11 protein-coding genes are annotated in these 12,332 nt (G+C 54.8%); 4 read left to right on the top strand and 7 right to left on the bottom strand.

Annotation, left to right across the window (positions count from 1 at the left end; translation table 11 throughout):
* The first annotated feature begins 61 nt into the window (after positions 1-61).
* Both FDX09_RS21240 and dadX read left to right on the top strand, forming a co-directional pair.
* Positions 62-1,360, top strand: coding sequence for a D-amino acid dehydrogenase (locus FDX09_RS21240; protein WP_085048063.1), 1,299 nt, complete (start codon positions 62-64; stop codon positions 1,358-1,360).
* Between the two features lie 12 nt (positions 1,361-1,372).
* Positions 1,373-2,443, top strand: a complete 1,071-nt coding sequence (gene dadX, locus FDX09_RS21245) for a catabolic alanine racemase DadX (RefSeq protein ID WP_038641223.1) — start codon at positions 1,373-1,375, stop codon at positions 2,441-2,443.
* 49 nt (positions 2,444-2,492) lie between these two features.
* Here the strand turns inward: dadX and FDX09_RS21250 are convergent, their stop codons facing one another.
* Positions 2,493-4,226, bottom strand: a complete 1,734-nt coding sequence (locus tag FDX09_RS21250; RefSeq protein ID WP_038641221.1) for a potassium/proton antiporter — start codon at positions 4,224-4,226, stop codon at positions 2,493-2,495.
* 97 nt (positions 4,227-4,323) lie between these two features.
* Positions 4,324-5,238, bottom strand: a complete 915-nt coding sequence (gene ldcA, locus FDX09_RS21255) for a muramoyltetrapeptide carboxypeptidase (protein WP_137347825.1) — start codon at positions 5,236-5,238, stop codon at positions 4,324-4,326.
* Between the two features lie 98 nt (positions 5,239-5,336).
* On the opposite strand from ldcA, the gene emtA reads away from it, so the two are divergent.
* Positions 5,337-5,948, top strand: coding sequence for a membrane-bound lytic murein transglycosylase EmtA (gene emtA, locus FDX09_RS21260; protein ID WP_016153365.1), 612 nt, complete (start codon positions 5,337-5,339; stop codon positions 5,946-5,948).
* Between the two features lie 11 nt (positions 5,949-5,959).
* Here the strand turns inward: emtA and ycgR are convergent, their stop codons facing one another.
* Positions 5,960-6,694 carry a flagellar brake protein YcgR gene (gene ycgR, locus FDX09_RS21265; protein WP_137347826.1) on the bottom strand — a complete coding sequence of 245 codons (735 nt, stop codon included), beginning with the start codon at positions 6,692-6,694 and terminating at the stop codon, positions 5,960-5,962.
* Between the two features lie 198 nt (positions 6,695-6,892).
* On the opposite strand from ycgR, the gene FDX09_RS21270 reads away from it, so the two are divergent.
* On the top strand, positions 6,893-7,147 hold the full coding sequence (locus FDX09_RS21270) for a GlsB/YeaQ/YmgE family stress response membrane protein (protein ID WP_069324680.1): 255 nt from the start codon (positions 6,893-6,895) through the stop codon (positions 7,145-7,147).
* Between the two features lie 46 nt (positions 7,148-7,193).
* Here FDX09_RS21270 and FDX09_RS21275 read toward each other — a convergent pair whose 3' ends face one another.
* The 4 genes from FDX09_RS21275 to dhaK all read right to left on the bottom strand — a co-directional run bounded on the left by FDX09_RS21275 (position 7,194) and on the right by dhaK (position 12,230).
* On the bottom strand, positions 7,194-8,906 hold the full coding sequence (locus tag FDX09_RS21275) for an alpha,alpha-trehalase (RefSeq protein ID WP_087856080.1): 1,713 nt from the start codon (positions 8,904-8,906) through the stop codon (positions 7,194-7,196).
* Positions 8,907-9,074: 168 nt separating this feature from the next.
* Positions 9,075-10,505 carry a dihydroxyacetone kinase phosphoryl donor subunit DhaM gene (gene dhaM, locus FDX09_RS21280; protein ID WP_087856081.1) on the bottom strand — a complete coding sequence of 477 codons (1,431 nt, stop codon included), beginning with the start codon at positions 10,503-10,505 and terminating at the stop codon, positions 9,075-9,077.
* A 10-nt stretch (positions 10,506-10,515) separates the two neighbouring features.
* On the bottom strand, positions 10,516-11,148 hold the full coding sequence (dhaL, locus tag FDX09_RS21285) for a dihydroxyacetone kinase subunit DhaL (RefSeq protein WP_038641211.1): 633 nt from the start codon (positions 11,146-11,148) through the stop codon (positions 10,516-10,518).
* Between the two features lie 11 nt (positions 11,149-11,159).
* The gene (gene dhaK, locus FDX09_RS21290; RefSeq protein WP_038641209.1) at positions 11,160-12,230 is read right to left on the bottom strand and encodes a dihydroxyacetone kinase subunit DhaK; all 1,071 of its coding nucleotides are present in this window, start codon (positions 12,228-12,230) and stop codon (positions 11,160-11,162) included.
* Positions 12,231-12,332 lie beyond the last annotated feature (102 nt).

Here is a 12,332-nt window from a genome sequence, read left to right on the forward strand (position 1 = left end):
TTTCAACTGAGTTATCAAGATGTAATTAGATGATTGTTCTTTTACTGTTAACGGAGTGGCTATGCGAGTTGTCATACTGGGAAGTGGTGTCGTTGGCGTGACCAGCGCCTGGTACTTAAGTCAGGCTGGACATGATGTCACCGTCATTGATCGTGAGCCCGGTCCGGCACTGGAAACCAGTGCGGCAAACGCCGGACAAATCTCTCCAGGGTATGCAGCACCATGGGCGGCGCCCGGCGTACCGCTTAAAGCAATTAAATGGATGTTTCAGCGCCATGCCCCGCTGGCCGTCCGTCTCGACGGGACTCAGTTCCAGTTGAAATGGATGTGGCAAATGCTGCGTAACTGCGACACCAGTCACTACATGGAAAACAAAGGACGCATGGTACGGCTGGCGGAATACAGCCGTGATTGCCTGAAAGCGCTGCGCGCCTCTACCGGCATTGAGTATGAAGGACGTCAGGGTGGAACGTTACAGCTGTTCCGTACTGCTCAACAGTATGAGAACGCCACCCGCGATATCGCCGTGCTCGAAGATGCGGGCGTGCCATATCAGTTGCTTGAAGCAAACCGCCTGGCGGAAGTCGAACCCGCGCTGGCGGAAGTGGCGCATAAGCTGACCGGCGGCTTGCGTTTACCAAATGACGAAACCGGTGATTGCCAGCTGTTTACCCAGCGCCTGGCGCAGATGGCCGAGCAAGCGGGCGTCACGTTCCGCTTTAACACCCCGGTCGATAAGCTACTCAGCGAGGGTGAGCAAATATATGGCGTTCAGTGTGGGGATGAAATCATTAAAGCCGATGCTTATGTGATGGCGTTTGGCTCTTACTCCACGGCGATGCTCAAAGGTATTGTTGATATTCCGGTCTATCCGCTTAAAGGTTATTCCTTGACCATTCCGGTGGCGCAGGATGATGGGGCCCCGGTTTCTACTATCCTTGATGAAACCTACAAGATCGCCATAACCCGCTTTGATAACCGTATTCGCGTTGGCGGCATGGCGGAGATTGTTGGCTTCAATACCGAATTGCTGCAGCCTCGCCGCGAAACGCTGGAGATGGTTGTACGCGATCTTTTCCCGCGCGGCGGTCATGTGGAGCAGGCTACATTCTGGACCGGACTGCGTCCGATGACCCCGGACGGTACGCCGGTCGTGGGACGAACCCGCTTTAAAAATCTGCTGCTTAATACGGGTCATGGCACACTGGGCTGGACCATGGCCTGTGGATCCGGCCAGTTGCTGAGCGATATTTTATCTGGTCGTACCCCAGCCATTCCTTACGACGATTTGAGCGTGGCGCGTTACAGCCCGGGGTTTACCCCCTCTCGGCCACGGCATTTACACGGCGCCCATAACTGATAAGGATGAGAGATGACCCGCCCGATACTGGCCAGCATTGACCTGCAGGCGTTGAAACAAAATCTGGCCATTACTCGCCAGGCCGCACCGGACGCCCGCGTCTGGTCGGTAGTGAAAGCCAATGCTTACGGACATGGCATTGAACGAGTATGGAATGCGCTGGGCACAACCGACGGTTTTGCCATGCTCAATCTTGAAGAGGCGATAACCCTGCGCGAGCGGGGATGGAAAGGCCCGATATTAATGCTGGAGGGTTTTTTCCACGCCGACGACCTGACGATATATGACAAATATCGTCTGACAACGTGTGTGCACAGTAACTGGCAGCTAAAAGCATTGCAGAATGCGCGCCTGAACGCACCGCTCGATGTTTATCTGAAGGTGAACAGCGGCATGAACCGGCTGGGTTTCTTACCAGACAGAGTTTCCACGGTCTGGCAACAGCTGCGGGCCATGCCCAATGTCGGTGAAATGACGCTGATGTCGCACTTCGCTGATGCAGAACACCCGGATGGCATTCAGGAAGCGATGACACGTATTGCGCAGGCGACAGAAGGGCTGGAGTGCCGACGGTCACTGTCCAATTCGGCTGCGACGCTGTGGCATCCAGAAGCGCATTATGACTGGGTTCGTCCGGGCATCATTTTGTACGGAGCATCGCCGTCTGGACAGTGGCGAGACATCGCCAATACGGGCCTGAAACCTGTGATGACGTTAAGCAGCGAAATTATCGGCATACAAACGCTGAAAGCTGGCGATCGGGTCGGTTACGGCGGGCGTTACACCGCCAGCGGGGAGCAACGCATCGGCATTGTGGCGACCGGGTATGCAGATGGTTATCCGCGCCATGCGCCGAGCGGCACGCCAGTGCTGGTAGATGGTGTACGCACTAAAACGGTCGGAACGGTCTCAATGGATATGTTGGCGGTTGACCTGACGCCATGTCCTCAGGCGGGGATCGGCACGCCGGTAGAGCTGTGGGGCAAAGAGATTAAAATTGACGATGTGGCCGCTGCTGCGGGTACGGTGGGCTACGAACTGATGTGTTCGCTGGCGCTGCGCGTACCGGTTGTGACGGTGTAACTTTTGTATGCCGGGTAGGCGCAGCTCCCACCCGGCAAAAACAGCTACGTCACTCATCCTCATCTTCAGCAACGCGAACACCAACCTTCAGCACCGCATTATCTTCTTTCTCGGCCACCGTCCAGATCATGCCAGCAAATTCAACCTGGTCACCGACGACCGGCGCGGCGCCTAACAGGTGCTGAACGATTTCACCCAGCGTTTGCTGTTTATCGCGATACTCTGTGCCATCGTCGAGGCCATATATCAGCGCCACGTCGGCATATTTTGCGCTGGCTTCGAGAATAAAATCCCCAAAGAAGCGCTGGTCTAACGATACCGGCGGCGACTGGCTGAATAGCTTGCCGAGAGCGGGGAGATCGCGCTCGCGACCAATGACGCACAACACGTCACCTTCACGCAGGCGCGTGCTGCCCGACGGATGAAACAAGACATTGTCACGAAACAGGGCGGCAATTCGCGTTTCTTCCGGCATATGCAGATCGCGCAATGCGGCTCCCACACACCACTTATCCGCGCTGAGCTGATAAACAAACTGCTCCCAGGGGTTATCCGGGTGAATATCCAGACCAATACGCGAAACGGGCCAGCCGACCGGCGGAACCACCACTTTGGCCTTTTTAGCCGCCCAGGAAAGCGACGTTCCCTGAAACAGCAGGGAGATCAGAACCACGAAGAACGCCACATTAAAGAACAGACGCGCATTCTCCAGGCCCGCCATCATCGGGAAGACGGCAAGGATGATCGGCACCGCGCCGCGCAAGCCCACCCAACTGATAAAAATACGCTCGCGCAGATTGAAGCCACGGAACGGCAGCAGCCCGGCGAAGACCGACAGCGGACGAGCCACGAAAATCATCCATGCGGACAAAATCAGCGCTGGAATCGCGATAGGCAGCAGGTCGGAAGGCGTGACCAGTAGCCCCAGCACCAGGAACATGGCGATTTGCGCCAGCCAGGCCAGACCATCGAAGTTTTGCAGAATACCAAATCGGTTGCGAATCGGGCGATTACCCAGCAGGAAACCGCACAGATAAACCGCCAGAATACCGCTGCCTTCCAGTGCGGTAGTCAGGGCAAAAATGAGGATCCCGCCGCTTAAAGCCAGTAACGGATACAGCCCGGCAGGCAACGAAATGCGGTTAATCATTTGCTGCAGCAGATAGCCGCCGCCCAGACCCAGCACAATCCCTAAACCAAACTGCTGGAGTATATGCACCGCGAACATCCAGCTTAAACCGGTCTCGTGGTTTTGGATCATGGCGATAAGCGTGATAGTCAAAAATACCGCCATCGGGTCATTACTCCCGGATTCAATTTCCAGCGTGGAGCCAACACGTTCGTTAAGCCCCTTACCACCAAGCAAGGAAAAGACCGCCGCCGCATCGGTGGAACCGACTATCGCGCCAATCAATAGCCCCTCAATCAGATCCAGATTAAACAACCATGCGGCCATCATGCCGGTAAGTCCGGAAGTAATCAGTACCCCGACGGTCGCCAGCGATAGCGCCGGACCCAGCGCGACGCGAAAAGAGCTGGCCTGGGTGCGCATGCCGCCGTCGAGCAGGATAACCGCCAGCGCCAGGTTGCTCACCATGTAGGCAAAAGGGTAGTTGTCAAAAGGAATACCGCCTACACCATCCACCCCCGCTAACATCCCGATAGCGAGAAATATCACCAGAATAGGGATGCCAAGACGTGATGAGAATGAACTGAGTAAGATACTGCAGGTGACGAGAACGGAACCCAAAATAAAAAGGCTAATAACTGCTGCGGCATCCAACGTTCGTTTACTCCTGAATTACGCTGTTTCGTATTAACAAACCCTAACATAATAACGACAGAAACAGCGTTTTACTTAGCCCTGTTGGCAGCTTTTTTTACGATTTAAGTACCGGATGACCATTTATGGTGAGCTGAGCGCCATTTTTATCGTTTTTCAGCACCGCATTGGCACCCAAAGGCAGGGTGACGGTACGTTGTTCATGACCAAAATCAAGACCGCTGATTAACGGAACTGACAATCTGTCGCGTAGAAAAGCGCAAACCGAATCAAGGCTGTAACCGGCGTCATAGTCATTGGTCGCACTGCCGCTAAAACTGCCAAGAATAATGGCGTTCTGCCGGGCCAGTATTCCCGCATGGTATAGCTGCAGCAGCATGCGTTCAATACGGAATGGGTGCTCATTAATGTCTTCCAGCACCAACACACCATTTTCGATAGCGGGCATCCACGGTGTGCCCATCAGCGAAATGATCATCGCCAGATTTCCGCCCCATAGCGTACCTTCGGTCGCACACGCCGGGCCGTTACTCTGCCATTCAAGGGTAAATTGGGGATGACGCAAAGCCTGCCAGAAATGGTGCTCGGTAAACGCGTTCATCTCCTCGGCCCCGAAGTTAGCCGCCAGCATTGGGCCGCTGAAGGTAATCACATTGCCCTGCGCCAGCAAACCGCACTGAATCGCCGTAAAATCGCTGTGCCCGCACAGCAGTAGCGGGTTTTGTTGCTGACGAGCAGCCAGTCCCTGCCAGTCGATCCCTTCCAGTAAACGGCTCGCACCATAGCCGCCGCGTACCGCCATCACAATAGTATCAGGCGTATGCAGATTAACGAGCGAGTTCACATCTGCCAGACGTTCTGCTTCTGTGCCCGCAAAACGCTGGCAGCGGCGCGCAATGACCGCTGAATTATCGACCTGGTGACCGGCCTCAGTAAGCCGCGCAAGCCCACGTAATGCAGCCTGCTGGTTGATACAGTAGCCCGAAGGGGCAATTAAGTGAAACCGGGACATGGCATTTCCTTGCTACAACTAAAACCAAATGTATATCATGCCGCGTAGGTATGTCGTTGTCACCTCAGCGACAGGTTCCGGCTATAAGGATAGATGACGTGAAATTGAGATGGTTTGCTTTTTTGGTTGTATTACTTGCGGGCTGTAGTTCAAAACAGGATTACAAAAATCCGCCATGGAATGCTGAAGTTCCGGTCAAACGCGCAATGCAATGGATGCCGATCAGTGAAAAAGCCGGTGCGGCCTGGGGTGTCAGCCCACAATTGATTACCGCTATCATCGCCATTGAATCTGGCGGAAACCCGAATGCGGTCAGTAAATCGAATGCGATTGGTCTGATGCAGTTAAAAGCGTCCACGTCAGGACGCGATGTTTACCGTCGTATGGGATGGAGCGGAGAGCCGTCGACCAGCGAGCTGAAAAATCCTGAGCGTAATATTTCGATGGGAGCCGCCTACCTGAGTATTCTTGAGACCGGGCCTCTGGCCGGAATTGAAGATCCTCAGGTGATGCAATATGCGCTGGTGGTGTCGTACGCTAACGGGGCGGGCGCACTGCTGCGAACATTCTCCTCCGACAGAAAAAAAGCCATTAATAAGATCAACGATCTCAGCCCGGATGAATTTATTGAACATGTGGCTGATAATCATCCGGCGCCGCAGGCTCCGCGCTATATCTGGAAGCTCCAGCAAGCGCTGGATGTCATGTAGTTCATGTAATGCTATCCGCGCACCTTATTTGCTTTTTCCCGGGCTTCGCGCTCAAGGGAAAAAATAATCCGCTGTAAGTTCCGCTCCACCGCCGGGCCGACGTTGAGAAAACGAAAGCTCAGGCGGGGAGTGGTAATGGTTTCGTTTTTGCTGTCGATAACCACGCGCTCGCTGATGGAAATCAACTGGGCGTCAACGTGATACACACCCCATTGCGCCATGTTCAGTTCAACTTGTGAGAAGCGCATGCCTTCTACCAGTCCCTCTGGCTTTGCCGTTTCTAACAGTCCACCCATGCCGCCGAGAGACAAATCGAACAGGCGAAAATGCAGAATGCTGTTGTCCGGCATCTTTGCCGCGCAGCGATAGGGAGGCTGCAGCGGCGCGCCGATACGGAAATACTCCCGACGCTGTATGAACCACAGGGAAGGCGGCAGCGTTGAGATAAATGCCGGTAGTCGCTGATACTCGCCTTTTTTAAGCTGCGGCAGCGTGAATTCCACTTTGGCGCCCTGCGTTTCGGCGATAATTGAGATCTGGCTGGCCCGCTGCACGGCCTGGTTTTCATATTCCTGACTGCCAAAGTCCATGATCAGTTCGTCCGGGGTGACCGCCAGTATTTTGCTAATGAACTGGCCACCTGACCAGGAGATACGCAGTGGAACCTGCTGCGAATTTAAGTCCCTGAGAACGCCTAACACCGCTAACGGATTTTGCTTCAGGAACTGCTCATTGTAGTTGCTCACACCTAATGACTCCTGGATGCCTGGTTTATCGTTGGATTATCGGCATCAAACGACGGAACTTAAGACAAATGAATGAAATTTTTTGCCAAAGCCAATGAATTAAGTCTGTGTGGAAAAACGTCATCCAACAGCTTGCCTATACTTAATGCACTGGCGCGGGAATAACGAGCGCACATTCACTGGAAAGAGGGCCTGAAAATGGGAATTATTGCCTGGATTGTTTTTGGTCTGATTGCAGGTATTATCGCCAAACTGATTATGCCGGGGCGCGATGGCGGTGGATTTATCCTGACCTGTATTCTCGGTATTGTCGGCGCTGTGGTCGGCGGATGGCTGGCAACAATGTTTGGTATCGGCGGTGATGTCAGCGGATTTAATCTCCACAGCTTCCTGGTGGCCGTAGTCGGCGCGATTGTTGTGCTGGGTGTTTTCCGGCTTGTGCGACGAGATTGAGTGAGCGGCCCCCTCTGGGGGCCGTTTCTTTGGAATAGAAAGTTCGTTATGGCGTCGGTTGCGTCTGCTTTTGAGGCTCAGTTGATGCCGTCCCAGCCGGGGCTGGACGCGATGCGGGGACGCTGTCACACGGTTTTTCTTTGGCGCAAATCAGGTCGAGCATTTTTAGCGTTACGCCGTTAGTCCAGCCGAACCCATCCTGCAACGGATATTCACCGCCACCGCCGCCGGTGCCAGTGGTACTCACGTCATACTTTTCAACCAGCTTTTTCTCGCGATCGTAAGTGTGCTGCACGTTGGTGAGGAATCGCCAGGTTACGTCCATGGCGACGTTATCCTGACCGTAATTCTGTAACCCGGCTGCCGCGACCCACTGGAGAGGGGCCCAGCCGTTTGGCGCATCCCATTGCTGGCCGCTTTTCACCGAGGTGGTAGCAAGACCGCCGGGCTGCAGCAGATGCGCCTGGGTTGCCGCGGCGACCTTACTGGCGCGATCTTTTGCCGCTGCATTAACATACAGCGGGAACAGGGCGGCGGCAGTGAGTTGGTTACGTACTTTGTGGCTCTTTAGATCGTAGTCGGCATACCAGCCTTCTTTGTCGTTCCACAGGTGCTTTTCGATCCCTTTTTGTCGGGCATTGGCAAAACCGTCATATTGAGCAGCTTTGGCATCATCACCAGCGGCTTTACTGGCGAGGGCGATCATTTTTTCCATTTTGTACATCAGCGCATTGAGATCGACCGGCACAATGCTGGTGGTACGCAGGGTACCTAGCTGGTTGGGGTTATCCATCCAGCGGGAACTAAAGTCCCAGCCGGACGCGGCGGCGGAGCGCAGGTCGCGGTAGATTTCGGTGGCCGGGCGGTTCGGGTTACTTTTAGCGGTGGCGATATCCTCCACCCATGACTCTGGCCGCGGCGTATCGCGGTCATCCCAGTAGCGGTTCAAAATGGTGCCGTCATCCAGCTTGACCACGCGCTTATTTTGCTGACCGGGCTGGAGCGTTTCGACGCCCTCCATCCAGTAGGTGTACTCTTTGAGCATCTGCGGGAGGTATTTTTTTAGCGCATCATCCCCTTCGTGCTGCGCCAGCAGTTCAACCATAAAGGCAAAGAACGGCGGTTGAGAACGGCTCAGATAATAGGTGCGGTTGCCGTTAGGAATGTGTCCCCAGGCATCAATCTCGTAAGCGAAATTTGCCACCATGTCGGAGACCTTGTCCCAGTGATTACTTTCGGCAAGCCCCAGCATGGTGAAATAGCTGTCCCAATAATATATTTCGCGAAAACGCCCGCCTGGCACCACATATGGCTCCGGGAGCGGCAGCAGCGAGTCCCATTTTTCAACGTCTGTTGTTGAGCGGGTTAGCACCGGCCACAGACCATCAATATGCTCGCGCAGCGATTGCCCGGCAGGGGGGACGTATTTCTCACCCTCTTTTGGTAAGGTAAAGTTCACTCCGACAAAATGACGTAAATCGAATCCAGATTGATTCTTTTGCATTCGGTAATCGGCGAGGATCATTAACGGATCGCTATTGGGAACCGCGTCAGCAAAGGTTTTCTGGTCAGGGAACAATTTGGCCGTTTGTACATCGTTAAACAGAGGGCCGAGCAGAATATCAGGTGGTTGCGGTGTCGTTGCTGGCGCGTCCTCCGCATTGACGGTAAAAGAGGTAAAGGCAAAAAGGGTACTGGCAAACGTCAGTTTTATCGCAACAGAAAGCAGCCCGGAATGGCGAATTGCTGGTGTTATCATCGGTTAATCTCCTTAGCGGTGTGCCGAAGCAGCGGCATTTACCATGAGAAAACCTTAGTTCAGGATCGACCGTTGCGCGTGATCGACTCCCCATTTTGCGAATAAACAGACATTTCCCGACGCGCCAGGAAGATGCACACCCTGTTGAGAAAGGGTGTGCTGATGCCATTAACCTGTATGGGTTATCCGATGCGCCACGCAGTCAATAGTGACCGTATCTCCCGTCTTTATACTATCGAGGGTCTCCCCAAGCTGACACATCCAACAAAGTCCCATTTCACGGGCGATAATCGCGGGGTGAGAAGCCTCACTCCCGGCACGCAGACAGATCCCTTTGATGGTCAGCGGGTCGAGTTGCAACACCGTAGACGGGTAAATGACGTCCGCGACCAGGATTGTCGGGCGGCTGAACGTCGGGATTTGCGCCGTCGCTCCTGTTAAATGCTGCAGCGAACGAGACAGTAAATCTTCAATGTCGATATATCGCGCCTGTAAGTAGGGATCGTCGAGCTGTAAATACTGCTGGCTGAGTTCGCTCAGCACCTGCTGCCAGGCGCAGGCGGCGCTACACTGCTTTTCACGCATTACGTCGCACGCCATATCGAACAGCTCGGGATCGTCCAACAGCGTGTGGTGACCGGAGAAGATCGCGGCGATATCGGCGGAATACTTCTCTTCAGCGAGCGCGGTTAGCTCGCTTAAATCGTTCAGCGTGCTCTGGATGGCGGCCTGTAATCGCTGCTGCTCAGCCTGCAATGACGCTGCGGGCTGCGGGCTTATCTCGGGTGAGAATGGCGTGTAACAAAATACCGTCCCCGTTACCCGTGACGGGACCTGAGTCGCCACGTTTTTCGCCTGCGTTGGTGCGAGCGATTCGCCAAAATTCTCTGCCGCCAACTGTTTGAACGCGGCCAGGGCATCTTCTGCCTGTTCGCCTTTGGCAATCAGGCGCAGCGTGTCGTTACAACGCACCTGCAGCAAGGCTATCTGATTGAGACTATCAGGAACGACGCACTTGCCGTTTTTTTCCAGCCACATGTCGGCGTTAAAGCCAGACAGCGTAGATACCAGCCGTGAGGCCGGGCGAACGTGGATACCGTTGGGGTTTTTCACCACAACGGCAATCGAACGGGCATCTGTGTCGGGTGATAGTTCGGCAGAAGCGGACTTTGCTGCCGAGGGCGAAGGTAAACCCAGTTGCTCACATTTGGCGTCGAGGGCGTGCATGGCATCACGGATGACCTGCTCGATATCAGCACCCGCAGAAGCGCTAACCGTCGCGGCCAGCGTGCCTTCAACCAGCGGGGCGGCGCACAGACGGACTTTCGCGGCGATGTCAGGGTCGAGCAGTTCAAGGGCGGTTTCCGCACTCAGCAACGCACTGCCGATATCCATCATCACTAACACGTGATCCGTATCGGCCACGGACTCGATGGCTTCCATCACCTTAATCGGATCGGTGCCAATGGGATTCTCAGGATCGTCAATGCCTGCGGCAATAGCGAGTTTACAGCCATCGCCCATTAACATTTGTCGGGCTAACGCGCCGACGCCTTCGCCCAGTTGGGCGCTGTGAGACACAATAACCAGGTTTACCATCGCTTTATCCTTACTCTCTGGACGCCTGAGCCAGCATTTGCATCATAAACATGACGGACGTTGCGCCAGGATCCTGATGGCCAATGCTGCGTTCACCAAGGTAGCTGGCGCGGCCTTTGCGTGCCTGCATGGTGATGGTGCTTTGTGCCGCGGCTTCCGCTTGTTGGCTTGCGGCTTCCAGCGCCGCCTGTACGCTTAGCTTTTGCTCGCAGGACTGACGTAAAGATTCCACCACCGGCAACCAAACGTCGCACATGGTTTTGTCGCCAGGCTCAGCTTTACCACGGCTAATGACGCCTTCTGCGCCATCGCGAATCATTTGATACAACTCGTCCAGCGTCAGGCTCTGGTGGGCTTGTGTGACCTGGGCGGCGCGGATGAAAAAGGTACCGAACAGCGGGCCGCTGGCTCCGCCAACGCTGGAGAGCAATACCATGCCGGTATTTTTTAAAATAAAGCCGATGTCTTTATCGGCGATAGACGGCAGTTTTTCGACCACTTTACTAAAGCCACGATGCATGTTCAGACCGTGGTCGGCATCACCGATTTCCCGGTCCAGCCCGGTGAGAAAATCACTTTCGGTAGTGAATATTTCGCCGCAGCGATAGAGCCAGTTAACAATTTGCGTTCTGGTGAGGGACATCATGAATCTCCTTATTTACCCCAGTTGAGAGCAGGGGTGTGAACCGGTGCATCCCATAAATTCAGCGTTTCGTCATCCACCTGTAACAGGGTGATTGAGAAACCGGTCATATCCAGAGAGGTACAGTAAGAGCCGATCAGGTTGCGCTCAATGACGATCCCCGCATCCTGGCAACGGCTTTCGAGGCGGTTATACACGCCGAAGAGTTCTGACAACGGCGTCGCACCGAGATTATTGACCAGCGCGATGACGCGATCGCCGCTTTGCAACGCCCGCTTGCTTTCTTTGCCTTCCTGCCACGCGCCCTGGACGTTGTCCCAATGACGCAGCGTGCGGCTGTAGTTGCCGTTTTCCAGCAGCGTGTCGAACATTTCATCTACGGTTTGGTCGAGAGACGTGAAGGCTCTGCGGTCAATGCCCGGCTCCCCGTGGATACCCACGCCAAACTCCATTTCGTTATCCTGCAGCGTGAACGACGGTTGCCCGGCGGCCGGAACGGTACAGGCGCCAATGGCGATCCCAATGGAGTGTCCCTGGTTATTCAGTTGACGCCCGAGTGCCGCGCAGGCTTCCAGCGAGTCACCGCGTTCGGCTGCCGCGCCGACCAGTTTTTCTATCAATACGGTATTCGCCACGCCACGACGACCGGCGGTATACAGACTATCTTTCACCGCGACGTCGTCATCCACCACCATGGTCGTGACTTTAATACCGCTTTCGTGCAGCAACTCGGCGGCGGTTTCGAAGTTAAGAATGTCGCCGGTGTAATTCTTGATGATCAGCAGGACGCCTTCACCGCCGTCAATTTGCATGGCGCATTCGAACATTTTATCCGGCGTAGGTGAGGTAAAAATCTCACCCGGGCAGGCCCCGGCGAGCATGCCCTGCCCAATATAACCGCAGTGCATTGGCTCATGTCCGCTGCCGCCGCCGGAAAGGAGCGCCACTTTGCCCATCACCGGCGCATCTGCGCGAGTGACGTACACCGGGTCCTGATGCAGCGCCAGGGAGGGGTAAGCCTTCGCCAGTCCGGCGAGTTGTTCATTCAGTACGTCTTCAACACGGTTGATCAATTTTTTCATTATTTATGCTCCGCAGACAGTCCTGGATGCTGCCAAAATTCTGCAGCCATCTGATGTAGGGTATCGGTTTGTACAACGCTACGGCGACCGCTCGCTGCCGAT

This window comes from Citrobacter sp. wls717, from assembly GCF_005280955.1.
Taxonomy (GTDB): Bacteria; Pseudomonadota; Gammaproteobacteria; order Enterobacterales; family Enterobacteriaceae; genus Citrobacter; species Citrobacter werkmanii.